This is a genomic window from Actinomycetota bacterium, assembly GCA_019347675.1.
Taxonomy (GTDB): Bacteria; Actinomycetota; Nitriliruptoria; order Nitriliruptorales; family JAHWKO01; genus JAHWKW01.
On record JAHWKW010000001.1, the window covers coordinates 174,847 to 198,899 of the forward strand.

Sequence of the window (24,053 nt, forward strand, 5' to 3'; positions counted from 1 at the left end):
CCGGTGCTGCGCGAACGACGGCGGATCCGGGTCACCGGCACCGTGCAAGGGGTCGGTTTCCGCCCGTTCGTGTACCGCACGGCCGTCGACCTGGCGCTGGACGGGCACGTCTCCAACGACAGCCTCGGTGTGGTGATCGAGGCCGAAGGCGCCCCCGCCGACCTCGACGAGCTGTGCCGACGCCTCGTCGACGACGCCCCGCCGCTGGCCCGCGTCGCCACGGTCGCCACCGAGCGGATCATCGCCCCCACCGCCGACGCGGGCGGCTTCACGATCGTGTCGAGCAGCGAGCGCGGCCCTGCCAACGTCCCGGTCAGCGTCGACGTCGGACCGTGTGACGACTGCTTGGCCGAGCTCGACGACCCGGCCGACCGCCGCTACGGCTACCCGTTCATCAACTGCACCAACTGCGGTCCGCGGTACACCATCACCCGTCGCATCCCCTACGACCGCCCGCTGACCACCATGGCGTCGTTCACGATGTGCGCCCGCTGCCAGGCCGAGTACGACGACCCGGGTGATCGTCGCTTCCATGCTCAGCCCAACGCCTGCCCCGACTGCGGCCCGGACCTGGCCCTGACCGACCCCGCCGGGGTGCCGCAGGCCAAAGGCGCGGACGCCCTCGATCTGACCCTGGAGCACCTCGCCCAGGGCCGCATCGTGGCCATCAAGGGCGTTGGCGGGTACCACCTCGCGGTCGATGCGGCCGACGCGGGGGCGGTCGGGGAGCTGCGCCGGCGCAAGTCGCGCGACGACAAGCCGTTCGCGCTGCTGGTCACCGACCTCGACGGCGCGCGCGCCGTGTGCGACCTCGACGCGCACGCGGAGTCCGAGCTGATCTCACCACGCCGCCCGATCGTGCTGGCCCCCCGCCGCCGCGACGCGCCGGTCGCTGATGCGGTCGCCCCGGGCCTGCCCGAGCTCGGGGTGATGCTCCCGCCGTCACCGCTGCACCACCTGATCGCCACGCGGTTGGGTGGTCCGCTGGTGCTCACCAGCGGGAACCTCTCCGACGAGCCGATCGCGCACGACGACGACGACGCGGTCGCCCGTCTGGGTCCCCTGGTCGACGCCATCCTGTCCCACGACCGCGCCATCCACATCCGTTGCGACGACAGCGTCATCCGTGCAGGCGTCGACGGCCGGCTCCAGCCGATCCGTCGCTCCCGGGGGTACGCGCCCGAGCCGCTGACGCTGCCGTCACCGGCGCAGCGGCAGGTCCTGGCCGTCGGGGCGGAGCTGAAGAACACCGTCGCGGTGGCCAAGGCAACCGCGGTCATCGCCAGCCACCACATCGGCGACCTCGAGCACTACCCGACGTACGCGTCGTTCCTGCAGGCCGTCGAGCATCTGTGTCACCTGTTCGGTGTCGCCCCCGAGGTGGTGGCCCACGACCTGCACCCGGAGTACCTGTCGACCAAGTTCGCGACCGAGTTCGGCCTACTCCCCCACCCGGTCCAGCACCACCACGCGCACATCGCGTCGTGCCTGGTGGACCACGGCGAGCCTGGGCCGGTCCTGGGGATCGCGTTCGACGGGCTGGGGTTCGGGACCGACGGGACGCTGTGGGGCGGGGAGTTCCTGGTCGCCGACCTCGACGGGTTCGAGCGTGTCGGCCACCTGCGACCCGCTCCCCTCCCGGGCGGTGCCGCGGCGATCCGCGAGCCGTGGCGGATGGCGGTGAGCTGGATCGGCGAGGCGCTGGGGCGCGAGACGCTGGAGGCGATCGGGCCGGGACTGGACGACCGCTGGGACGCTGTGGCGCAGGTCGCCACGTCCGACGCGACCCTGTGGACCAGCAGCGCCGGCCGCCTGTTCGATGTCGTGTCGGCGCTGCTGGGCATCCGCGGGCGGGTCACCTACGAGGGCCAGGCCGCGATCGAGCTGGAGGCCCGTGCGCGTGCGGTCCTCCCGGCCGACGCTCCCGTCTACCCGGTCGACGTCGACCACGGGGTCTTGGACCCGGCTCCGCTGCTGGCAGCGATCCTCGACGAGCGCCGACGTGGCGTGGACGTCGCGCGCATCGCGGCGGGTTTCCACGCCGGCCTGGCCGCGGCGACGGTCCGTTTGGCGACCGCGCTGGCGCGGCAACGGCAGCTGGAGACGGTGGCGCTCAGCGGTGGGGTCTTCCAGAACGTCCGGCTCACACACCTGGTCGCCGATCAGCTCCGGGCGCTCGGGTTCGGCGTCCTCGTCCACCGCTCGGTGCCTGCCAACGACGGCGGCATCGCGATCGGACAGGCCGCGATCGCTTCCGGCTGCCGACGGCAGTGACGCGCGGCGGTCAACGACCAGCCGGCGGAGGCGGGATCGACTTGGCCGCCAGGATGTCGCGCTCGTCGACCTGCACCTGCTCGTCCCGCCTGGTGCGGATCGTCAGCACGCCGTCGTCCGACCAGGATTCGAGCTGGCCGAGGACGTCGCTGGGCACCAGCCCGCGCCGGTCGTCTTCGACCCAGCGACGGACCACGACCCGGCGGCCGACGTCGGCACGGGTCAGACGGTTGACGTAGCGGGCGCGCACGCTACTCGCCGCCCAACAGGACGCGCCCGAAGCGGCGTACCTCGGCCGCCAGCACGTCGCCGTGCTCGGCGAGGAAGTGGTCGCCGCCGTCGACCACGTGCAGTTCTTTGGGCTGGGCAGCTGCCTCCACGATCGGGCGCAGCTGATCGAGACTCGTGAACTGATCGCGCGATCCGTGCAGGAACAGCTTGCGTGCCCGCCACTCGCCGAGTCGGTCGACGGCCAGCGGCGGGAGCTCGAAGTCGCCATCGTCGGCGAGCAGTCCCACTCCCACCCATCCGTCGACGCGTTCGTCGTCCAACGCCGACCGCAGCGCGACGTGCGCCCCGAACGACCACCCGACCAGCATCAGGCACGTCTCGGCGCCGGTCTCGTCGATGACACGCTCGACCGCGCCGGCGACGTCGGCGAGTTCGGCCTGCCCCCCGCCGTGGGAACCTTCGGAGCGGCCAACGCCGCGGAAGTTGAAACGCAGCCCCACCCAGCCGTCGCCGACCAGCGCCCGTTGCAGGACCGGCATCATCCACGAATCCATCGATCCGCCGGCCTGCGGGTGCGGGTGACACACGATCGCGGCGCCGCGCGGCGACTGGTCGGGGAGCGTGAGCCGCCCCTCCAGCACGACGCCATCAGCCGCGGCGAAGGAGATCCGGGGCACGCGCCCTCCTGGTTCGGCTTCGCGTCTTGCAGCGATCAGCCGTACGGTACGCGCTGAGACGGCCCGCCCGGAAACACAGGAGACCCTGGTGACGTATGTGATCGCCGAGCCCTGCATCGACGTCAAGGACAAGGCCTGCGTCGAGGAGTGCCCCGTGGACTGCATCTACGAGGGCGAGCGGATGCTGTACATCCACCCGATCGAGTGCATCGACTGCGCGGCCTGCGAGCCGGTCTGCCCGGTGGAGGCGATCGCCTACGAGGACGACGTTCCCGAGGAGTGGGCGGAGTTCACCGCGATCAACGCCGAGTTCTTCGAGGATTCCGTGACCGGGCTGGGCTCTCCGGGCGGGGCCTTCCAGGTGGGGAAGGTCGACGCGGACCACCCCAAGGTCGTCGACCGGGAGGTGCTGTAGCCGCCGGAGCCGCGACTCAACCGAGCGGCAGGATCCCCGGGGTCCGGGCGGCCTCGGGAAGCAGGTCACCCGGCCAGCGCTTGCGCGACGTCATCGACAGCTTGGCGAGCAGGTTCATCGCGACGTCGTCGTCTTCAGCCGGACGGACCTCCACGAGGCCGGCGTCGATCACGCCGCGCATCCACTCCTCGCCCCGCGCCGTGCGCACCATCGCCAGCGTCCAGTCGTTGTCCTTCCCGATCCCCCCGGTGGAGATGTCGGCGTGTTCGGCAGCGAAGTCGGGGCACAGCTTGCAACCGGGTCGGGTGTGGGGATGCAGCTCCTTGAGCGGGATCTCGACGTACCGGCCGTCGCGGGTCCACACCATGAACCGGCCCTTGACGTTGACCTTGATGACGTCGGCGATGTCGATGCCGTGGGCGGCGAGGACCTGGCGCTGCCCGTCGTAGGTGAACGTCTTCGAGCACAGCAGCCCGATGGTCAGCGCGATCTTCCGCCGGTACTTGTTGACGCCCCGCGCTGCGACCGTCCCGTTGATCGACGCCTGGCAGGACATCCCGACCAACGCGACCTGGCGGAGCCGTTCGGCGTCGGCCTGTTGCATCGCCAGGGGGTTCGCCGAGTAGGTGTAGCGTGACCCGGCCGTGGCCACGACGTCCTCGCGGGTGCGGGCCAGGAACGGCTCGGCGTCGAACGGGCCACGCCCGCCATCGACGATCCGAGAGGTCAGAGCAGCCTCGATGCGGTCGGTCTCCAAGCCCCAGATCAGCAGGACCGACACCAACCCCCCGTCCTGTCCGGCGAGGTGGATCGCCTCGTCGGTGGCGCGAGCCAGCAGCAGCGACCGCGCGACGCCGGAGACCTCGTCGGGTCGGCGGAGACGGCCGAACAGTTCCGTGTCGAGCTCGGACTCCCAGGCGCGGAAGCGGGGACAGGCTCGGGTGCAGATGTCGCATCCGCGGTCGCCGGTCAGGCACTGGTCGATCCCCATGCCGTCGCCGATCTGCACGGGGAGGTACTCCGACGTGTAGCCCAGCACGTCCGGGGGGCAGGCCATCACGCAGGCGGCGCATCCCGTGCACAGTCCGGTGTCGACGACCTCGTGGTAGAGCTCTCGCCAGTGGACGTCGCCCACTGCATCCCCTTCCCGCCACCGCATGCGCGGCGCGGGTGCAGGGTACGGCTCACCCCGTGGCGGACGCCAGGTCCAGCGCCGGGCTGCCCTCAAACCCGTCGAGGAGCCTGATGCGGACGCCGCACGCCCGCAGGAAGTCGCGGACATGCTCCCAGCCGTCGTAGCGACCGCCGGAGGCCACGACCTCGGCGATCCCCGAGTTGGCGATGAGCTTCGCGCATCCGAAGCACGGCGCCCCGGTGCAGTACAGGGTCGCGCCGTCGCGCTCCTCGGGCGACGAGAACAGCAGCGCGTTGGCTTCGGCGTGGATGGCGGTGCACGACTCGTAGTCGTGGCCCTGTGGAGCGTCGGAGCGCGCCCGGGGACACGCGCCGTCGGCACAGTGGGGGTAGCCCGACGGGGCGCCGTTGTACCCGGTCGCGACGATGCGGCGGCTGCGCACGATCACCGCGCCGTGCTTGCGGCGCACGCACGTCGCCCGGGTGGAGGCGGCGCGGGCGAGATCGAGGAAGTACTCGTCCCACGACTGGCGGTCAGGGTGGGCGACGCTCGATGGATCCCAGGACGTACGCACGAGGAACCTCCCCCACGCCGCAGCGCGGAACATCACCCGACGTCCCGGGGAAGGCGGTGGGACCGCGAGACGGTCGGCAGGCTAGCACCGCGAACGGTGGTGTGGCCGCCAACGCCGCAGGTTGCGCCCCCGGCGGACGCGGCCCGCCAAGGCGGTCACAGGTTGCCGCGTCTGGCCTGCGCGCGTTCGATCGCTTCGAACAGCGCCTTGAAGTTGCCCACGCCGAAGCCGGTGGCGCCGTGCCGCTGGATGATCTCGTAGAACAGGGTGGGGCGGTCCTGCACCGGCTCGGTGAAGATCTGCAGCAGGTAGCCCTCCTCGTCGCGGTCGACGAGGATCCCCAGGTGCTGCAGCGCGTCCCAGTGCTCATCGATGTCGCCGACCCGGTCGCGGGCGTCGACGTAGTACTGGTCGGGGACCTCCAGGAACTGCACGCCGTTGTCTCGCAGCGCCGTGACGGTCGAGACGATGTCGGGGGTGGACATCGCCACGTGCTGGACGCCCGGCCCGCGGTAGGCCTCGAGGTACTCCTCGATCTGTGATCTGCGTCTGCCTTCGGCCGGCTCGTTGATCGGGAGCTTGATGCGGCCGATCCCGTCCCACAGCACCTTCGACATCAGCGCGGTGTAGTCGGTCGCGATCTCCTGGTCGGAGAAGTGGCGGAACTCGCTGAACCCCAGGATCCGGGCGTAGAAGTCGGCCCAGTCGTTCATCGCACCGAGCTCGACGTTGCAGACGACGTGGTCGATGCTCGACAAGCCGACCGGACGCGCGATCGGGTCGCTGGGGACGGGGCGGTAGCCGGGGAGGTACACGCCCCCGTAGTCGCCACGCTGCACGAACGAGTGGATCGTGTCGCCGTAGGCTGCGATCGCGGCCGCGACGACTTTGCCGTGCTCGTCCTCGAGGACCTCCGGGTCGCGGTGGGGTGTCGCCCCGCGTGCGACCGCTATGCTAAACGCCTCCGCGGCGTCGGGGACCGTGAACGCCACATCGTGGATCCCGTCGCCGTGCAACGCCTGATGGCGGCTGACGGGGTGGTCGGGGTCGAGCCCGGAGGTCACCACCAACCGCACCGCGCGTTGCTGCAGCACGTACGAGGCGCGGTCGCGGAGCCCGGTCTCGGGACCGGCGTAGGCGACCAGCCGGAACCCGAACGCGGTGCGGTAGTAGTGCGCGGCCTGCTTGGCGTTCCCGACCCAGAACTCGATCGCATCCCAACCGATGATCGTGAGATCCTCGGTGTTGCGGTCGGCGGTGCTCACGCGCGCTCCTGTGTGTCCGGCGACCCTCCATGATGCAGGCGCCAGCAACGGACGGCACTGCCCGAGCGGCTCCGCAACACGAGGTTCAGCGGATCGAGACGATCACCGCCCCGACGTCGACCTGACCGTACAGCCCGACGATGTCGGGGTTGGACAGGCGGACGCAACCGTGCGATGCGTCCCGTCCCAACGAGTCGACGTTGGCGGTGCCGTGGAACCGGATGGCGCCGGGGGCCGACCAGTTCAGCGCCCGCAGCCCCAGTGGGTTGTTGGGACCCGGCCCGATCCGCCGGGGCATGCCCCGACCCCAGCCGTTGGGGGAGGGGTTGACCCACGTCGGCCGGTACCGCTTCTGGCTGACGTGGTACACGCCGGTGGGGGTCGGGTCGTTCCCGGTCCCGACCGCGACCCGGTAGGAGCCCGCGACGCGGCCGTCGAGGTACAGATCGAGGCGGTGTTGGCCTTGCCGCAGGAACAGCACCTGCGCGTAGGCAGCCGTCGTCACCTCGGGTCGCAGCTCCTCGGTGACGACCGTCACCGTGTCGGGCCCTCCCCGCAGCGCCGCCAGCAGCGCCTCGGCGGTCGGCTCGAACTGCACTGCTCGGCCGACCCGGTGCGGGGTGGTCCAGATCCGTTCGCGGTTCCACGACAGCTCGGCGTTGGCGGGGGCGATGTACAGCGTGTCGGCGATGGCGCGCACCAACTGGCGCGCCGTGTCGCGGGGCTGGTCGACCGTGACCGTCGCTTCGAACGGCACCTGCCGGCCGCGCCACCGAACCTCGGCCAACGTCCGCCAGGACACGTCACGCGAGGCGTCGATGGCCGCGTCGACGACCTGCTCGGCGTCCGTGGTGGCTCCGAGGTCCCGCAACGACGTTGTCCACGTCCGGTCCTCGAACCGCAGCGTCACCGGCCGGTCCAACACCGGCGCCAACGCGTCCTCGATCGCGGCGAGCGCTCGGGTTCGGTCCATGCCGGCGAGGTCGACCGCTTGGATCACGGCGCCGGGCAAGGCACGGTCCTGCCACGCGTGGCGGTACCGGCGCATGTCGTTGGCGACGGCGGTGCCTGTGGCGGCGACGACGGACACGATCACCGCGGTGACGACGGCCCACGCGCGCCGCGCCGACCGCCTCGGTCGCGCTGTCCAGAGGTCCCCCACACGCGCCCCGTCGCTGGTGGTGTCCGTCACAGTACGACAAGTCAGGTCTGCGGTGCGAGTGGATTGGTGGGGGCATGACCAGCGTCGCGCAGCCCGTGACACCACGACACGGCGCTCGTGCGGTCAACGGCGGGTCACGCCGCGGCGATCAGATCTCCGGTTCGGCGGGGGGGATGAACCCCGGCGGGAGATCGGCCCGGCCCTCCAGCGGCGACAGCTCGAACTCCTGCCGGCCGATGCGCAGAAACTCCACCGGCTCCCCGCCGATCAGGTGCTGGTCGATGATCAGGGGGACGTCCTCGACCGTCACGCCGCCGTACCAGACGTTGTCCGGCACGATCAGCACCGTCGGGCCGACCATGCATGGCTCCAGACACCCGGTGAACGTGACCTTCACGTCCACCAGGCCGCGCTGGCCGGTGAGTTCACGGAACGCGTTGAACACCGCGTCGCCACCCCGTTGGACGCACGACCCGCGCGGATGGTCGGCGGGGCGCTCGTTGATGCACACGAACACGAACCGCTCGGGCATGCCGGCGCGCGCCACGATCGCTCCTGTCGTCACGGCGACCGTACCAAGCGCCTGGCCGGGTGGACGCCTGCGACCGTGGCGTCGCGTGCCATCCTGCGCGGGGCAGGGAGGACGGCGGTGGGCGATCGCGACGGGGACCAGGATGCGACCATCCGGCGGGTTCTGGGCTACACCCGTCGGATCGCCGTGGTCGGGCTGTCGCGCAGCTCGCACCGGCCGAGTCACGGGGTGGCGGCGGCGCTGATCACCCAGGGCTACGACGTCGTGCCGGTCAACCCCCATGCCGACGAGGTCCTGGGCGAGCGCGCGTACCCGTCGCTCGCCGACGTTGTGGGGACGATCGACCTGGTCGACGTGTTCCGTCGCGAGCAGCACCTGCCCGACGTCACCCGCCAGGCTGCCGAGGTCGGAGCCAAGGCGGTGTGGTACCAGCTGGGTCTGCGGTCGGCGGACGGGCGGCGGATCGCCGCCGAAGCCGGGCTGGACCTCGTCGAGGACCGCTGTTTGAAGGTGGAGGTCGCCCGCCTGGAGCACGACATGCAGCTCCCACCACGCTGACTATTCCAGGCCGCGGACCGCCACGGTCGGTGCGCGCCAGCCCAGCAGCGCCTCGGTCATCCGCACCGCGTCGACCGTGCGGGCGACCTCGTGCACCCGCAGGATGCTCGCCCCCCGCAGGATCGCGAAGACCGCGGCCGCCACGCTGCCGTCGACGCGCGCGTCGATGGACGCGTCGAGCGTCTCGCCGATGAAGTCCTTGTTGGACAGGGCGACCAGGACCGGGTAGCCGAGCGCGACGAGTTCCGGCAGGCGGCGGGTGAGCTCCAGCGAGTGGTAGGTGGTCTTGACGAAGTCGTGACCGGGATCGACCACGATGCGGTCGGGGGCGACACCGTGGGCGATCGCGCGGTCGGCCAGCGTCGCGCACTCGGCCACGACGGCCGTCGTGACATCGGGCCGGTACCCGCGGCGGAACGGACGGGTCCGTGGTCGGCCGCCGTGGTGCATGGCGACGTACCCGGCACCGCGCTCGGAGACGACCGCGAGGATGTCGGGGTCGTGGGCGCCGGTCACGTCGTTGACCAGGTCGGCTCCGGCCTCCAGCGCCGCGTCGGCGACCTCCGCGCGGAAGGTGTCGACCGACACGACCACGTCGGCCTCGGCCCGGACGGCCTCGACCAGGGGCACGACCCTGGCGCGCTCCTCGAGGGGACCGACCGGGTCGCCCGGTCCGCCCTTGACCCCGCCGACGTCGATGATGTCGGCGCCTTCGGCGATCATGCTGCGGACGCGGGCGATGGCGGCGTCGAGGTCGAACGTGGCGCCGGGCGGGTAGAACGAGTCGGGCGTGCGGTTCACGATGCCCATGACCGCGATCCGCCGGGTGAAGTCGAAGCGGCGGCGCGACAGCGCCAGCACGGGTCGGCGGCGGTGCGCGACGGCGTCCCCCAGCGGCGTGGCAAGGGAGCCTGTCGTGCGCGGTGGCGCGGGGCCGTGGGGGTGCGCGGCGGTCACGCACACGAGGCTAACCTCGCTCGCCGCGGTGCGGAGGTCGGCGTGGGCGCGTGGGTGGCGGTCGGGGTGGCGGTCGGCGTGGCCTACGTCGCGGTCCTGGTCGCGCTGCTCGCGGGGGGCCGGGCGACGCGTCGGGGACCGCACCCTCCGGACTGGCTGGTCCCCACTCCAGTGGAGGTCCGCCGGATCCGTTTCCCGCTGGCGTGGCGCGGCTACGACCCCGAGCACGTCGATGTCCACCTCGACGCGCTCGCCGCCGCCTACGAGGAGCTGTACGCCGCAGCAGGACCGTCGGTCGTGGCCCAGGCACGGCAGCGGCTGGCGGTCCGGCTGGACGTCGACGACCGCTCACCCTGATCGGCGTCCCGATGCGGGGCTACCGGTGCTGGGCGACGTAGCGCTGGGCGGGGTTGTCGCCGCCCTCCAGCGTCACGGTCGCGCCCCAGTACTCCCGCTGGCCAGGGTCCGGGTTGAACGCGAAGTGATCGAGATCGTGCACGACGCGGTGGGCGAGCTGCAGCGCCTCCGGGTCGCCGCGTTCGGCGCCGATCTGCAGCAGGGTCGCGACCGTCTCGAGGTCCCGGCTGATGGCGGGGTCGTCGACGCGGATCGCCACCTCGCGCAGCTGCCCGGCGATCGGGCCGGCGGTCTGCCGGCGGAAATTGCCGTGATCCAGCGAGCCGATCGCGCCGTAGCCGAGGTCGGCGTTGAGCTGTTGGTGTGCACGGGCGACCGCACCACGCACCGCGTCGAGCTCGTCGCGCGGGACCGCGGCCTGGACGCGTTCCGCGGCCTGTTCGATCCGTTGCCGGTCGGGCGGTTCGAGGGTGTCTCGCACGAGGCGCCAACCGCCGTACGCCAGCGCCGCCAGCGCCGCCAGCGCGGCCAACACCGCAGCCAAAGCGGCCAGCCGTCGTCGCCAAACCCGACCGCCCCCCGCTGTGGTCACGGCGCTGTCGGGGCGTGACACGTCAGGCGGCGTGACACGTCAGGTCAGGAACTCGAGGACGGCTGCGGCGAGCGTGCCGGGGTCTTCGATCGGCACCCAGTGCCCGACGTGCGGGATGACCCGCACGCGGCACACGGGGATGTCGCGACGCAGCTCCTCGGCCATCGCCAGCGGCGTGGAGCGGTCATGCGCGCCGACCACCGCGAGGGTCGGTTGGCCGATCTCCGTGCGGGGGATCTGCGGCGCCTTGACCAGTGCCCGGCAGGACTTGGCGTACATCACCGGGTCGTTGCGCACGAACATCTCCCGGAGCAAGCCGACCGCGCCGGGCATGGTGGCGTGGGTCTGTGCGGAGACGGCCCCATCGAGCCAGGCGTCCACCACGGCATCCATCCCGTCGCGCTCGACGATGTCCGCCCGGTCGCGGTACGCATCGGACGTCGGCGGCTGGAAGTACGAGATGCCGCCCACCAGCACCATCTCGTCACAGATGTCCGGGTCGCTGTGCGCCAGATGCTGGACGATCAGGCTGCCGAGCGAGTGGCCGACCAGGGTCACTGCGGTGAGGTCCAGGTGACGGATCAGGCCACGCAGGTCGTTGGCCCACCCATCGATGCTGAAGCGGCCCTTGCCATCGGAGCGGCCGTGACCGCGCAGGTCGAGCGCGACCACGTGGTGGTGCTGCTGCAGGGCCTGCATGACGCCGTGCCAGACGCTGGCGGTCCCGCCGAGCCCGTGGACGAGCACGACCGGCGGTCCCTCACCGTAGCTAAGGTAGTGCAGCGTGCAGCCGTCGATCTCGGCGAACATCGTGGTCCCTGTCGGTGTCACCGGCCGGGCAACCGCCCGCGGTGTGGCGTCGGCCGGCCGGGATGTTGAGGACCGAGCCTAGCGACGGTCGGAGCGACGACGCGGAGGCAGCTGTTGCGGGTCGCAGTCAGCCGGGAGCTGGCCGCGCCGCCGAGCGTGGTGTGGCAGGTGCTCACCGACTGGGAGCGTCAGGCCGAGTGGATGGTCGATGCGCGTGCGGTGCACGTCACCGGAGACCGACGCCAGGGGACGGGCGTGGAGCTGCGCGTCCCGACCCGGATCGTGGGCCTGACGGTGCAGGACACGATGCGGGTCACCGTGTGGGAGCCGCCACGCATGCTCGAGGTCCGGCACACCGGTCGCCTGATCAGCGGCGTCGGCGCGTTCGTCCTGGAGCCGGCCGACGGTGGCACGCACCTGGTGTGGTGGGAGGAGGTCGATCCGCCGTTGGGTGCGTTGGGGGATCTTGGCGCATCCCTGGTCGTGCGCCCGTACCTGGTGCGGCTGTTCGGACGGAGCCTGGACGCCTTCGCCCGGATCTGCCAACGGGAGGCCCACCGCCGGGACGAGGTGCGCCGCGATGGGTGAGGCGCTCGACGCCAAAGACGCGACCCGCTTCCGTGAGTTCTGGGAAGACGAGCTGCGGGCGGCGGACCTGTACCGGCGTCTCGCTGAGCACGCGGGCGACCGACGCGACGTCTTCCTCGCCCTGGCCGAGACCGAAGAGCGCCACGCCGCCCACTGGGCCGAGCTGCTGTCGGAAGCCGGCGTGGACGACCTGCGCCGGCCTCGGCCGGACCTGCGGACCCGGTTGCTGGTCCTCGTCGCTCGCCGCTTCGGCATCCACGCTGTCCTCCCGATCGTGATCCGTGCAGAGGCCACCGACGCCGACAAGTACCGGACGGTGGCGCATGCTCCCGAAGCGATGTCGCAGGAGGAGATCGCTCACGGCCGCGTCCTGGCGGCGGTCGGAGGCGTGTCCACCGCAGGTGGCCGCATCGCCACGTCCGAGGGTCGCCACCGGACCGGCGCGGGCGGGGCGTTGCGCGCTGCCGTGTTCGGCGTCAACGACGGTCTCGTTTCGAACTTCTCGCTGGTGATGGGAGTCGCCGGTGGGACGCAGGACAACCGCGTCATCCTGCTGGCGGGGGTGGCCGGCCTGTTCGCCGGCGCTTTCTCGATGGGGACGGGCGAGTGGATCTCCGTGCGCTCCCAGACCGAGCTGTACCAGCGCGAGATCGCCATCGAACGCGAGGAGCTGCGCCGGTGGCCGGAGGAGGAGCAGGCAGAGCTCGCCCTGATCTTCCGCGCCAAGGGCATGGCGCACGCCGAGGCCGAAGCGGTCGCCGCGCGGATCATGTCCGACCCCGACGCCGCGCTGGACACGCTGGCCCGCGAGGAGCTGGGCGTCGACCCGGAGGATCTCGCGTCACCGTGGGTGGCCGCGATCTCGTCGTTCGTGTCGTTCGCGCTGGGCGCAGCCGTCCCGGTCGTCCCGTTCCTCATCAGCGCCGGCGTGGCGGCCCTGGTCGCGGCGGCGGCGCTGTCCGCCGCTGCGCTCCTCACGGTCGGAGCGTCGCTGTCGATCTTCACCGGACGAGGAGCGGCCTTGTCTGGCGGACGTATGGTCGGCGTCGGTGTCCTGGCCGCCGCCGCCACCTACCTGATCGGCACGCTCTTCGGGGTCGCGGTGGGTTGACCGGCCGCGGTGCGGGTGCCGGCCCCTGGACGAGCAACTAGCGTCCGACGTCGCGGCCGCTGGAGGCGGGGAGAGGGCCGACCGTGTCGGATGACCAGCAGCGCACCCGTGTGGTCTCCGTGTACCTGACCGAGGACGAGTGGCAGGGCTGGGAGCGACGCCGGCAGGCGGCCGGGCACGACGACCTCGGCGACTGGGTGCGCGCTGTGGTGCGCGTGGCCGCGGGGCAGGTGCCGACCGTCACCGACGATGCCCGTCGCGAGCTGGCGCGCCTCGGCGACCACCTCAGCCAGATGGCGCGCTACTTGCACGTGTCGGGGCAGGTCCCCGCCGGGCTGGATGACACGCTGGCCGAGGTCCGCCGCGCCGCTGCCGCGCTTGCCACGCACCGCTGACGTGCGTCGCGGCGGGGCCTGGGCGACGTTGGCCGGTGCCGTCCTGGTGGTGGCGTGCGCACGCGGTTCGGATCCGGCGCCGCCGCCGTCCTCGCCGACCGCAGCCGCGCCGACCGCGGCAACGGCGACCGACGCGCAGACCGCGCCGCAGGCCGGCGGCTGGGAGCGCCTGGTGGCCGCACCGTCGCGGCGCACGGAGGTGACGGCCGCCACCGACGGGGAAGAGATCGTGGTGGTCGGCGGGTTCGTGGAGGGCGGTGACACCGTCCCCACGGTGGAGATCTTCGACCCGCGGGCTGGCGCCTGGCGCAACGGTCCCGACCTGCCTGTCAGCGTCAACCACGCCATGTCCACCGGCCTGGACGGCTCCGTCTACGTCCTCGGCGGTTACCTCGGCCCCGGCCTCGCGCGCCCCTCGGATCGGGCGTTCCGGCTGCACGAGGGCGCCTGGCAGGAGCTTCCTCGTCTTCCCGAACCTCGTGCCGCCGGCGGGGCGGCGGCGGTGGCCGGCGAGGTGTACGTCGCCGGCGGGGTGGGCCGGAACGGTCTGGCGGACACCCTGCTGATCTTCGATCCGGGCACCGGTTCATGGCGCACGGCGCCGGGGCCTCCCACCCTCCGTGAGCACCTGGGGGTCGCAGCGACCGAGGACCGGCTGTTCGTGGTTGGAGGACGCACCGGCGGGATCGGAACGAACCTGGCCGCCGCAGAGGAGTTCGACGCGCAAGCCGGCGAGTGGCGGCGGTTACCGGACCTGCCGACCGCGCGAGGCGGGATCGGCGCGGCCGGCACGGACACAGGCTTCGTGCTCGCTGCGGGCGGGGAGGACGCCAGCGGGACGTTCGCCGACGCCGAGGCGTTCGACGTGCGTGAGGGTCGCTGGCGGGTCCTGCCACCGCTGCCGACCGCTCGCCACGGGCTGGGCGTGGTGGCGATCGGCGTGCGGGTCTACACCATCGCAGGCGGCCCCGATCCCGGCTACGCGTTCTCCGACGCGGTGGAGGTGATCGAGCTGCGCCGCGAGCCGACGGCGTGATGCGGTGGGCCGCAGTCGTCGCGGCCGCCGCGCTGCTGTCGGGCGGGTGCGGGACCCAGGCCGTGCAGCGCGCCCCGGTGGCACCCGACGACGGCATCCAACTGACCGGCACGCTCGGCGGACGACAGATCCACGTCTCCGACGGCGAGCCCGAGGTGGTGCTCGGCGACTGCGATCCCAACGACGGTGTGGACGAGGACCTGTGCATGGTGACGTTCTCGATCGACGGCGCCCCGCTGGCGCTGGTCATCGACAACCCGGCGGCGCTCGCGGCCGGGGAGCGGTTGCCGGTCGTCGCACCAGCCGGCGCCGGCTGCCTGCCCCACTGCGACGATCTGACCGGCGGGGTGGTGATCGAGGTCCGTCGCGGCCAGCAGCGCCAGTTCGCGACGTCCGGTTCAGTCGTGGTCCGCGAAGCCGACCCGCGGTACGCGGCGACGTTCGCGCTGGGGTTCGGCAAGGGTCGGGTGACCGGCGCCTTCAACGTCCGCCCCGACGCCTGAACAGCCGGACGCCCTGTCGACGTCCGCAGAGCGGACGATCCTCGCCGCAGCCTTGACCGGCCCCCGTGCATCGGCGAGGATGCCGCGCCACCTGAACGGCCTTCGCGGAACCGGTCGGCGAGGTCGAGGTGCCTCTGGAGCCTGCCCGGTTGCCAGAAACCCGGTTGCCAGAACAGCCTCCGACGACGGCGATACAGGAGCAGGTCATGACCGAACAGGGCCAGGTGACGCGGGCGCCGTACCACCAGCACCGACCAGGTGCTCACGGTCTGTGGGCGACAGGACCTCGCGCGAGTGGACCGGCGCCGCTGCCCTGACCGACCGCCGCGGCGGCCACCGGATCGTGGCACACGACCCGTCAGCGGACCCCGTCCCGGCTTGGCTCAGCACTTCCGCGGCGGTCGGCGGGCGCCTGCTGGTGGTGGCGGCGGGCGCGGCGCTGGCGCTGGCGATCTTCGCACGTCTGTACCTGGCAACGGCTCCGGTCGTCATCGCGCTGTTCCTCGCCACGCTCGCGGTTCCGGCCGCCCGCTGGATGGAGCGGGTGGGCCTGCCCCGCACCTCGGCGGCGGCCGCCACCGTCCTCGGCGGGATAGTGGTCATCGCGGGTCTGATCGGCGTGGCGATCCCGCTGTTCATGTCCCAGATGGGACAGCTCGGCCAGCAGGTCCAGCAGGGCTGGGAGTCCATCCTGCAGTGGCTTCAGGGCTCGCCGCTGCCGGTCTCCGCCGACCAGCTCCGGCAGCTCGTCGACCGAGCGGCGCAGCAGGCCCGGGACAACGCCGGCCGGATCCTGACCGGGGCGTTCACCGGCCTGGCGCTGGTCGCCGAGATCATGACGATATTGGTGCTCAGCCTGATCGTGCTGTTCTTCTTCGTCAAAGACAGCGAACCGATCGCCGGGTGGATCCTGCGCCAGGTCCCGGATGGGCGGCGCGCCACGGTGCAGCGTGCCGCAGAACGTGCGTGGGCCACGCTGACCGGCTACACGCACGGCGTGGTGATCGTGGCGGCGGTCGACGCGATCGCGGTCGGCCTGGGGCTCGTCCTGATCGGTGTGCCGCTGGTCCTGCCGTTGATGCTGCTGACGTTCTTCGGTGGCTTCATCCCGATCGTCGGTGCGTTCGCGGCCGGGCTGGTCGCGGTGCTGGTCGCAGTCGTCAGCGGCGGGCCGGTCGACGCACTGCTGGTGCTCGTCCTGTTCGTCGCCGTGCAGCAGATCGAGGGCAACTTCCTGCAGCCGGTGGTGATGGGGCGAGCGGTCCAGCTGCATCCGGTCGTGATCCTGCTGGCGCTCACCGCCGGGGCGACCATCGCTGGCATCGCCGGCGCGTTCCTGGCTGTCCCGGTCACGGCCGTCCTCGCGGCCGTCGGGAACGAGGTGCGCTCGGGCAGCGACCACGACAGCAGCGATCCAGGCTCTCAGCGTGCTGGACGTGAGGCGGCGAGCGCCGAGCCGGACCCGGACGACGCCGAGCCGCGCCCCGCGAACGAGGCCGAGGACGGCGCGTCGTCGTCGCAGCGGCCCGCCGCGGACCAGTCCTAAGGCAGCGCGTCGTCGTCGCAGCGTCCGCGGAACGCGACCCGATCGGCTGGCTACCCGGCGTCCGCCTCGACGTGGATGACCGGAGGATCGGAGCGGGCGACCTCCCCGTCGACGTCCACGCCGATCCTGTTGCGACCGTCGGGTGACGTCCAGGTGCGGAGCCCAGGTCCCTCGCGATGGTCAGCCAGCGTCCCGTGCCCGCACGGGCGTCGCCGCCTCCGCGGGAGCACTGATCGTCTTCCTTGCATGGTGGGCCGGTTGGTTCCCCGGGTTCCTCTCACCCGACTCGCTTGATCAGCTCCGCCAGGTCGACACCGTTGAGTTCAACGACGTTCATCCGGCGTCACACACTTTCCTGATCTGGGCGATCACTCGTCTGTGGGACACCCCCGGAGCTGTCACGCTTGCCCAGGCCGTGGCGATGGCTGCTGCGTTGGGCTATGTCGCCGCGCGGCTAGACGAGAGCGGCGTCGACGCACGCTTGGCGGTGGGCGCGGTATGGCTGATCGCCGCGCTGCCTCCCGTCTCACAGACAACCGTCGCGCTGTGGAAGGACGTGCCGTACACGATCGCAGTCGTGTGGCTCTTCGCAGAGTTCGTGCATCTCGGCAACGACCAGGACGCGGCTTGGTTCAGCCCCACGACAGCGTTGCGCATCGGGCTTGCTCTCGGCCTGCTGACCCTGTTCCGGCACAACGGCATCCTTCCCGCAGCCATCGTGGCTGTGGGAATCGCCATCGCCTACCGACGCCGGCTCCGCCAGGTCTTGGTGGTTCTCGCCACCGCCGTCCTACTTGTGGTGAGCATGCAGCTGGGCGTCTACAGGCTGGCGGACGTCGACACCACCAGGCTCTACGTCGACCCCTTCATCAGCGACGTCGCCGTGGTCTTCGATCAGCATCCGCAGGCGTTCACCGCCGATCAGCGCGAGTACCTGACGCGCATCGCCCCGTACGAGGTGTGGGATGACCACACCTGCGACGACGTCAACCGAGTCTCCTACCATCCCGCCTTCAACAGAGGAGCTCTCCTCGAAGATCAGTCCCGGTTCGTGCGCGTCGCCCTCCACGCCGTTGCGTCACGACCACTGACCGTGGCGGCCAACCACCTGTGCAATGCCTCCTACCTTGCGATCCCCCGCCAACCCGCCGACGCGTACCTGCAGCGTCCGCCCTACGCCATCCCCGACAATGGTCTCGGGATCGCCCGGCAGCCGCTCTCCGGGGTTGCCTACCGGGTGACCCGCCACGTGTTCGTGTGGGCCGAATCGCCCAGCGTTCTCGGTGTGCTGTGGCGGCCCGCCTTGCCGCTGCTGGCCGCCGTCGCTGCTTTCATTGTCGTTGGGACACGCACACAGTGGCGGCTGCTGTGGCCCGCCCTTCTCGTTGGCGCTTTGGTCGTCAACGAGCTCCTGATCGTGATGGCGCAGGAGTTCCGGTTCGTGTTCCCGATTTACCTGACCAGCCTGCTGAGCGTTCCGCTGGCGACCGCGACGGACAACAGCCGTCCGCCACCTGCCTGATCGGCCGACACCGCCCTCGGCGTGCTCACCGGCCCAGCAACGAGCGCAGGCGCGCGGCCAGCGACGATCTGTCTTCAGGCCGGTGGATCGCCGCTTCGCCGACCTCGACCGGGTGATCGGTGGCGACCTCATCGGCGGGGACATCCGGGGGGCTGGCGCTGGCCAGGACCACCAGCGGATCGGCGGTGCGGTTGTCGATGGCGTGGGCCACCCCGGCGGGGACCAGCATCGCCCCGAGCGCGCCGAGCCCGAGCTCGCCTTCGTCGGTGACGAACCAGGCGTTGCCGCCCAGGACGGTGTAGGCCACGTCGACTTCGGCGTACAGGAGCACGTCGGTGCGCTGCCAAGGCTCCAGGCACCAAAGATCGACGGTCAGCACGTCGGTGGCCAGCACCCGGACGCGCACGGCGCGCTCACGGTCGAACGCGGCGTAGTCGCGGAGATCGACCGGGCGGACGGCCGCGCTTGGAACTGGCGAGGCGTCGCCTGACTGGCTCATGGGCGCCCGAGCGTAGCGGCCACCGCATAGCCTCAGCGTGGATGGACCGTCGATGACAGGAGGTGGAGGTGCCCACGTTCGAGGTGACCGCCGCGGAGCTGACCGCGGCAGAGGCCGACGTCGTCGCGATCCCCGCGGTCGCGGCGCCTTCGCTCGACGAGGATGCCGACGAGCAGGCCGATCCCCCGGTGCCGACGCTCGGGCCCGGCGCGGAGCAGCTGGCCGCCGCGATCGACGTGGACCTCGGCGCCGAGTGCCGGGCACTGCGGTTCGACGGGAGCGTCGGGAGCGTCGCGCGGATCCCGACGCGGGGCGCGATCCCCGCGTCGCTCGTGCTGATCGTCGGCCTGGGCAAATCCGAGGACCTCGACGCCGAAGCGGTGCGCAAGGCCGCCGCCGCGGTCGCCGACGCGACGTCCAGACAGCGGTCGATGGCCACGACCATCCCGGCCGGTGCCGATCGCTTGGAGCCGGCCCGCGCTGCACAGGCGTTCGTGGAAGGGCTGTCGCTCGGCGCCTACCGCTTCAGCCACTACAAGTCCAAGACCGACGAGCACCGCCTCGAGCAGGTCGCGGTCCACGGCACCGCGACGGACGCTGTCGGCGATGGCGTCCGCACCGGTGACATCCACGCGCGGGCGGCCGCCGTCGCCCGCGACCTCGTCAACGAACCTGCTGCCAACAAGCGCCCCCCCGGATTCGCCGACCGCGTCCGAACGCTGGTCGACGGCACCGACGTGGACATCACCGTCCTCGACGAGGCGGCCCTGGAGCGGGGCGGGTACGGGGGGATCATCGCCGTCGGGAAGGGATCGGAGGCGCCACCGCGGCTGGTCGAGCTGAGCTACGCCCCAGACGGTGCCGAGCGTCATGTCGCACTGGTCGGCAAGGGCATCACCTTCGACTCCGGCGGGCTGTCGCTGAAGTCCGGGAGCGGGATGATGACCATGAAGATGGACATGGGCGGTGCGGCGGCGGTCGTCGCGACCGTCACGGCCGCCGCGGAGCTGCAACTCCCCGTGCGCCTGACCGGCGTGTTGGCCCTGGCCGAGAACATGCCATCGGCGACGGCGCAGCGCCCCGGCGACGTGTACACCGCCCGCAACGGCAAGACCGTCGAGGTGCTGAACACCGACGCCGAGGGGCGCCTCGTGCTGTCCGACGCGCTGGCTCACGCCAGCGAACGCCAGCCCGACGTCGTCGTGGACCTCGCCACGCTCACCGGCGCGGTCGTCGTGGCGCTCGGAAACCGCATCGGCGGAGTCCTCACCGACCACGACGGCTTGGCCGACGGCCTGCTCGCCGCGTCCCAGACGTCGGGTGAGCGTCTGTGGCGCCTGCCGCTCCCCGACGACTACCGCGAGGACCTCAAGAGCGAGGTCGCCGACCTGAAGAACATCGGCCAGCAGGGCGTCGCCGGGACCATCATCGGTGGGCTGTTCCTCAAGGAGTTCGTCGCCGACGGGATCCCCTGGGCGCACCTGGACATCGCCGGGATCGCCTGGTCGGACAAGCAGTACGGCTACGTGCGCAAGGGCGGGACCGGCGCGCCGGTCCGCACGCTCCTGGAGTGGCTGACCGCCGGCGCCGGCGCCTGACGACCCGCGAGGCAGTCGATCACGAGCCGTCCTCTTCAGCGGACGGGACGCTGGGGGGCTCGCCTTCCGTCGCGCCGCTGCGCAGGTACGCGATCCACCGCCGGTGCGCGAGCTCCTCGTCGCTGAGCTCGTCCTCGTCGACGTCGTCGCGCAGGTGGGCTGGGACGGGGAGCTCCCCGGCGTCGCGGCGCATGGCGACGGCGGTCGCCAGGGCCGTGGTCAGGGGCACCGCCGATATCAGCCCGACCGACCCCACCAGCGTCCGCACCACCTCCTCGGCGACGATCTCGGCGTTGACGATCTCGGCCGCCGGCAGGCCACCCGTCGAGAACAACACGATCAGCGGGATGGACGCCCCGACGTAGGCCAGCACCAATGTGTTCACGGTCGACGCGATGTGGTCGCGTCCCACGCTCATCGCCCGCCGGAACACCTCACCGAAGGACTGGTCGGGGTTGGCCTCGTGGACGGCGAACACGGTCGACGCCTGACTGACGGTGACGTCGTCCAGGACGCCCAGCGCCCCGATCACCAGGCCGGCCAGGACCAGGCCGCGCAGGTCCAGCCCCTCGACCGCGAAGCGAGCCAGGCTCGCCTCCTCCGACGCGAGTCCGGTCAGGTTGGCGAACGCGACGAACGCCACCCCGAGCAGGGCGGTGAGGCCCAACGCCGCGGCCGTCCCGATCAGGGCGGCGCTGGTCTTCACCGTGAAGCCGTGGGCGAGGTACAAGGTGACCAGCATGATCGCGAACGCCCCGACCACAGCGACCGCGAACGGGTTGCTCCCCGCCAGGATCCCGGGGACCACGAACCACACGATGATCGCCAGGCTCAGCGCCAGTCCGGCCAGCGACCGCACCCCGTACCAGCGGCCCACCGCCACCGCGGCGGCCACGAACACCAGGAACAGCACCAGCAATGGCCGCAGCCGGGCGAAGTCCGCCACGTAGTAGGTGCGGTCGGCCTCGCCGATCGTCGCGACGCCGACGCGGACACGGTCACCGTGTTCGAACGCCGGGTAGTCCTCCTCGGCCGTATCGATGCGGAACGTCTCGCCGGCACCCGGCCCCTCGAGGATGGCGACCTCGACCCGTTGGCACGGGCCCGTGCGCTGGAACCCGAACGCCTCCTCGGCCTGAGAGCCGAGGTCGGGGCACTGGTAGTCCTGTGCCTGCACCACGCGACCGGCGTACAGCGGCGGGGCGCCGGGGGCCTGCGGCCGTTGCCCCGGCCACAGCAACCACATCCCAAGGGCGGTGAGGGCCACCAGGACCGCCACGGCGATCAGCATGGCGCGTTCGACGTGCTGCACCGTGCCTCCGTTGCCGGGTCGCACACCGTAACGCCCCGCCGGCTGCCGCCAGTGCCCGACCCACGTTGGTGACCCGTCGACGACCCAGCGCGGTGCGTCGGTGGTCAGGCCTCGAGCTTGGCCAAGAACCGGTTGCGGTCGACCAGCACGCGGCGGTGGCGGACGGTCGCGACGACTTCGCCGTCCTGACGGAGGATCACGTTGAACTCCAGGCGCCGGCCGTGGTGACCGATCAGGGTCGCCTCCACCTCGACGGTCGCCCCGACCGGACTGGGTTTGTCGTGTTCCAGCTCGACGTGCGTGCCGAGCGTGGTCTGCCCCTCCGGAACGTCGCGCCCCACGGCCGTGACGCACGCGTGCTCGGCCAGTGCCAGCACCTTGGGCGTCGCCAGGACGGGGACGTCGCCGGAACCCATCGCGATGGCGGTGGCGTCCTCGGTCACCGTGAAGGTGGTGTGGTGGCGCAGCCCAGGATCGCACTGGCCCATCGGGGACCTCGGTCGGGTGGTCGGTGGGGACGAGGCTACCGTTGGCGGGCCCCGCCCGGAGCCCACCACCTGGACACCCCCGCCGCTGTCCTCGCCGTCGTGCTGCTCGAGATGGCCGTCGGTGGTTCGGCGCTGCTGTGGTGGGCCCCGACCTGGGGCGCCGTCCGCCACGGCTACGAGATGCTGCTCGGAACGACGCTGGGGCTGATGGCCTTGGCGGCGTGGGCAGCGTCGCGCGGCCCCCTCGCCGAACTCTCACTCGCGGTGGACGCTCCCGCGATCCGCGTCACATCGGCCGGGGTGCTGGTCACGGCCACGGCGACCTTCCTGGCGGTCGCCGTCCTGGTGCTGCGACACCCCGGCGTCGCTCGAGCGCTGGGTTCGCTGGGGACGGCCGCGGGGATCGCCACGCTGGTGGCGCTGGCACAGGTCCGCGGGGCCGCCGCCGGGGCGGGTCCGACCTGGCGGGGGGTGGCGGAACTGCTGGCGGGGACCTACTTCCTCGGCGCGGTGTGGAACGGGATGGTCCTCGGCCACTGGTACCTGGTGGAGCGCCGGCTCTCCAACCGCTACATGGTGTGGATGGCGTGGGTGAACGTCGGCGCGGTCGGGGCGGGTCTCGCCTCGGTCCTGCTGTCGGCGACGAACCCGGTCCCGTGCGCGGGGCTGGAGGGCCGGGCGCTGGCGCTGTGTCGCCTGCGGTACTCGCCGCTGCTGTCGGTGGGGAGCGTGACGGTGATGATGGGCGCCGGTCTGATCGTGGTGATCGCCCTGATCGCGGCGTTCAACGTCAAGCTCGCGCGCGAAGGGGGACGATCCATCCAGGCATCCACCGGGATGTTCTACCTTGCGGTGATCCTGGCACCCGCGGCCGAGTTCGCGGCGAAGGTCCGCTTCTTCTAGAAGCCCGGTCCGACGGAGGCGGCGGATGGGAGTCACGTTCTTCGTTGTCCCCCACCCGGACGACGAGTTCAGTGCGTGGACGCTGGTGACGCGCGTCGAACGGCCGGTGCTCCTGCTGATGACCCAAGGGGAGCGCTCCGTGCGCTGCGCCGAGCATGGCGGGATCGGTTCGCAGGCGTGCAAGGACCAGCGCGTCGCGTCGTGGCACCAGTTCCTGGACGCCACCGACTACGTCGCGCGCGACGACCGGTTGGTGTTCGACCTCGGTGACCAGCGCGCCACGGCCGAGGGGGTGTCTTCCGCGATCCGTTCGGCAGCGACGACGTTCGGTGATCCGGACGTTGTGGTGGCAGCCGGCTACTTCAACGAGGCGGAACCCGGCCACATCTACACCCACCCCGACCACCGCGCGGTCCACGAAGCTGTCGCGGCCGGCCCGTGGCCGGCCTGGGGGCGGACCGGGCCACGGTTGGCGCAGGCCACGTTTCACCTCGCCGACCACGACGACTACATGCGCTGCCCCGACGGGCACTTCCAGCGGGCGTACCGGTGGTTGCGTCCGCCGTGCTGGCCCGAGGACGGCGCGGGGACCGGTTTGCAGCAGACCCAACACTTCTGGAGGACGCAGATGGCACGACCGACGTTGCGGATCGCAGGAGCCTCGCGGATCGACACGGCTGTGGCCATCTCGCGCCATGCCTTCCCCACCGGCGCGCAGCAGGTGTTCCTCGCGCGGGCCGACACCGCCGCGGACGCCATCGCGGCCGCCCCGCTGGCGCAACGCGGCCCGATCCTGCTGGTGTGGCCAGACCAACCCCTCCCGCCGGTCGTGCGCGACGAGATCAGGCGACTCGCGCCCCAGCTGGTCGTGGCCCTGGGCGGTCCAGGCGCGGTCCCTCAACGGCTCCTGGACGAAGCCGCCAACGCCTGACCCGCCAGTTGCCAGGCGTCGGGTGTCCTGGCTGGTACGACCAGTACCGACCCGTCCTCAGCGAGTGGCGCAGGTGCTGGGA

26 protein-coding genes and 1 pseudogene are annotated in these 24,053 nt (G+C 71.8%); 14 read left to right on the forward strand and 13 right to left on the reverse strand.

The window, feature by feature from the left end; genetic code table 11:
* Positions 1 to 24 precede the first annotated feature (24 nt).
* Positions 25 to 2,274, forward strand: a complete 2,250-nt coding sequence (gene hypF, locus KY462_00860) for a carbamoyltransferase HypF (GenBank protein ID MBW3576295.1) — start codon at positions 25 to 27, stop codon at positions 2,272 to 2,274.
* A gap of 10 nt (positions 2,275 to 2,284) precedes the next feature.
* Here hypF and KY462_00865 read toward each other — a convergent pair whose 3' ends face one another.
* Complete coding sequence (locus tag KY462_00865) at positions 2,285 to 2,524, reverse strand: hypothetical protein (protein MBW3576296.1); 240 nt, start codon at positions 2,522 to 2,524, stop codon at positions 2,285 to 2,287.
* Between the two features lies 1 nt (position 2,525).
* Positions 2,526 to 3,182, reverse strand: a complete 657-nt coding sequence (locus KY462_00870) for an alpha/beta fold hydrolase (GenBank protein MBW3576297.1) — start codon at positions 3,180 to 3,182, stop codon at positions 2,526 to 2,528.
* An 88-nt stretch (positions 3,183 to 3,270) separates the two neighbouring features.
* Here KY462_00870 and KY462_00875 point away from each other — a divergent pair, with 88 nt between their 5' ends.
* Positions 3,271 to 3,597 carry a ferredoxin family protein gene (locus KY462_00875; protein ID MBW3576298.1) on the forward strand — a complete coding sequence of 109 codons (327 nt, stop codon included), beginning with the start codon at positions 3,271 to 3,273 and terminating at the stop codon, positions 3,595 to 3,597.
* Between the two features lie 16 nt (positions 3,598 to 3,613).
* Here KY462_00875 and KY462_00880 read toward each other — a convergent pair whose 3' ends face one another.
* The 5 genes and pseudogenes from KY462_00880 to KY462_00900 all read right to left on the reverse strand — a co-directional run bounded on the left by KY462_00880 (position 3,614) and on the right by KY462_00900 (position 8,265).
* A complete protein-coding gene (locus KY462_00880) occupies positions 3,614 to 4,732 on the reverse strand; it encodes a Coenzyme F420 hydrogenase/dehydrogenase, beta subunit C-terminal domain (GenBank protein ID MBW3576299.1) in 1,119 nt (372 codons plus the stop codon).
* Between the two features lie 49 nt (positions 4,733 to 4,781).
* Positions 4,782 to 5,339, reverse strand: coding sequence for a dCMP deaminase family protein (locus KY462_00885; GenBank protein ID MBW3576300.1), 558 nt, complete (start codon positions 5,337 to 5,339; stop codon positions 4,782 to 4,784).
* A gap of 122 nt (positions 5,340 to 5,461) precedes the next feature.
* Complete coding sequence (gene hppD, locus KY462_00890) at positions 5,462 to 6,571, reverse strand: 4-hydroxyphenylpyruvate dioxygenase (protein ID MBW3576301.1); 1,110 nt, start codon at positions 6,569 to 6,571, stop codon at positions 5,462 to 5,464.
* Between the two features lie 85 nt (positions 6,572 to 6,656).
* Complete coding sequence (locus KY462_00895; protein ID MBW3576302.1) at positions 6,657 to 7,667, reverse strand: L,D-transpeptidase/peptidoglycan binding protein; 1,011 nt, start codon at positions 7,665 to 7,667, stop codon at positions 6,657 to 6,659.
* Between the two features lie 322 nt (positions 7,668 to 7,989).
* Positions 7,990 to 8,265: pseudogene (locus KY462_00900) on the reverse strand ((2Fe-2S) ferredoxin domain-containing protein).
* Between KY462_00900 and KY462_00905 the strand changes: the two are divergent.
* Positions 8,215 to 8,823: a CoA-binding protein gene (locus tag KY462_00905; protein MBW3576303.1), complete on the forward strand. Its 609-nt coding sequence runs from the start codon at positions 8,215 to 8,217 to the stop codon at positions 8,821 to 8,823. The pseudogene KY462_00900 and the gene KY462_00905 overlap by 51 nt on opposite strands.
* Here the strand turns inward: KY462_00905 and folP are convergent, their stop codons facing one another.
* Positions 8,824 to 9,633, reverse strand: a complete 810-nt coding sequence (gene folP, locus KY462_00910; protein MBW3576304.1) for a dihydropteroate synthase — start codon at positions 9,631 to 9,633, stop codon at positions 8,824 to 8,826.
* A gap of 189 nt (positions 9,634 to 9,822) precedes the next feature.
* Here folP and KY462_00915 point away from each other — a divergent pair, with 189 nt between their 5' ends.
* Complete coding sequence (locus KY462_00915; GenBank protein MBW3576305.1) at positions 9,823 to 10,137, forward strand: DivIVA domain-containing protein; 315 nt, start codon at positions 9,823 to 9,825, stop codon at positions 10,135 to 10,137.
* A 19-nt stretch (positions 10,138 to 10,156) separates the two neighbouring features.
* Here KY462_00915 and KY462_00920 read toward each other — a convergent pair whose 3' ends face one another.
* Both KY462_00920 and KY462_00925 read right to left on the reverse strand, forming a co-directional pair.
* Positions 10,157 to 10,729, reverse strand: a complete 573-nt coding sequence (locus tag KY462_00920; GenBank protein ID MBW3576306.1) for a hypothetical protein — start codon at positions 10,727 to 10,729, stop codon at positions 10,157 to 10,159.
* 39 nt (positions 10,730 to 10,768) lie between these two features.
* Entirely contained in the window at positions 10,769 to 11,539 is a 771-nt protein-coding gene (locus KY462_00925; protein MBW3576307.1) for an alpha/beta hydrolase, read from the reverse strand.
* Between the two features lie 114 nt (positions 11,540 to 11,653).
* Here KY462_00925 and KY462_00930 point away from each other — a divergent pair, with 114 nt between their 5' ends.
* The 7 genes from KY462_00930 (at position 11,654) to KY462_00960 (ending at position 18,240) form a co-directional block, all read left to right on the forward strand.
* The gene (locus tag KY462_00930; protein MBW3576308.1) at positions 11,654 to 12,127 is read left to right on the forward strand and encodes an SRPBCC family protein; all 474 of its coding nucleotides are present in this window, start codon (positions 11,654 to 11,656) and stop codon (positions 12,125 to 12,127) included.
* Positions 12,120 to 13,238 carry a VIT1/CCC1 transporter family protein gene (locus KY462_00935; GenBank protein MBW3576309.1) on the forward strand — a complete coding sequence of 373 codons (1,119 nt, stop codon included), beginning with the start codon at positions 12,120 to 12,122 and terminating at the stop codon, positions 13,236 to 13,238. The genes KY462_00930 and KY462_00935 overlap by 8 nt, the downstream gene beginning before the upstream one ends.
* An 83-nt stretch (positions 13,239 to 13,321) precedes the next feature.
* Positions 13,322 to 13,633 carry a hypothetical protein gene (locus KY462_00940; protein MBW3576310.1) on the forward strand — a complete coding sequence of 104 codons (312 nt, stop codon included), beginning with the start codon at positions 13,322 to 13,324 and terminating at the stop codon, positions 13,631 to 13,633.
* A complete protein-coding gene (locus tag KY462_00945; protein MBW3576311.1) occupies positions 13,617 to 14,669 on the forward strand; it encodes a galactose oxidase in 1,053 nt (350 codons plus the stop codon). Before KY462_00940 ends, KY462_00945 begins: the two co-directional genes overlap by 17 nt.
* A complete protein-coding gene (locus tag KY462_00950; GenBank protein MBW3576312.1) occupies positions 14,669 to 15,172 on the forward strand; it encodes a hypothetical protein in 504 nt (167 codons plus the stop codon). The genes KY462_00945 and KY462_00950 overlap by 1 nt, the downstream gene beginning before the upstream one ends.
* 271 nt (positions 15,173 to 15,443) lie before the next feature.
* Positions 15,444 to 16,718: an AI-2E family transporter gene (locus tag KY462_00955; GenBank protein ID MBW3576313.1), complete on the forward strand. Its 1,275-nt coding sequence runs from the start codon at positions 15,444 to 15,446 to the stop codon at positions 16,716 to 16,718.
* Between the two features lie 142 nt (positions 16,719 to 16,860).
* Positions 16,861 to 18,240 carry a hypothetical protein gene (locus KY462_00960; protein ID MBW3576314.1) on the forward strand — a complete coding sequence of 460 codons (1,380 nt, stop codon included), beginning with the start codon at positions 16,861 to 16,863 and terminating at the stop codon, positions 18,238 to 18,240.
* Between the two features lie 25 nt (positions 18,241 to 18,265).
* On the opposite strand, the gene KY462_00965 is transcribed toward KY462_00960, so the two are convergent.
* The gene (locus KY462_00965) at positions 18,266 to 18,739 is read right to left on the reverse strand and encodes a hypothetical protein (GenBank protein MBW3576315.1); all 474 of its coding nucleotides are present in this window, start codon (positions 18,737 to 18,739) and stop codon (positions 18,266 to 18,268) included.
* Between the two features lie 68 nt (positions 18,740 to 18,807).
* On the opposite strand from KY462_00965, the gene KY462_00970 reads away from it, so the two are divergent.
* Entirely contained in the window at positions 18,808 to 20,337 is a 1,530-nt protein-coding gene (locus tag KY462_00970; GenBank protein ID MBW3576316.1) for a leucyl aminopeptidase, read from the forward strand.
* A 19-nt stretch (positions 20,338 to 20,356) separates the two neighbouring features.
* Here the strand turns inward: KY462_00970 and KY462_00975 are convergent, their stop codons facing one another.
* The gene (locus KY462_00975; protein ID MBW3576317.1) at positions 20,357 to 21,649 is read right to left on the reverse strand and encodes a YibE/F family protein; all 1,293 of its coding nucleotides are present in this window, start codon (positions 21,647 to 21,649) and stop codon (positions 20,357 to 20,359) included.
* A 104-nt stretch (positions 21,650 to 21,753) separates the two neighbouring features.
* Positions 21,754 to 22,137 carry a hypothetical protein gene (locus KY462_00980; protein MBW3576318.1) on the reverse strand — a complete coding sequence of 128 codons (384 nt, stop codon included), beginning with the start codon at positions 22,135 to 22,137 and terminating at the stop codon, positions 21,754 to 21,756.
* Here KY462_00980 and KY462_00985 point away from each other — a divergent pair.
* Positions 22,108 to 23,040, forward strand: coding sequence for a hypothetical protein (locus KY462_00985; GenBank protein ID MBW3576319.1), 933 nt, complete (start codon positions 22,108 to 22,110; stop codon positions 23,038 to 23,040). The genes KY462_00980 and KY462_00985 overlap by 30 nt on opposite strands.
* A gap of 25 nt (positions 23,041 to 23,065) precedes the next feature.
* Positions 23,066 to 23,971, forward strand: coding sequence for a cell wall-binding repeat-containing protein (locus KY462_00990; GenBank protein ID MBW3576320.1), 906 nt, complete (start codon positions 23,066 to 23,068; stop codon positions 23,969 to 23,971).
* The last annotated feature ends 82 nt before the right edge of the window (positions 23,972 to 24,053 follow it).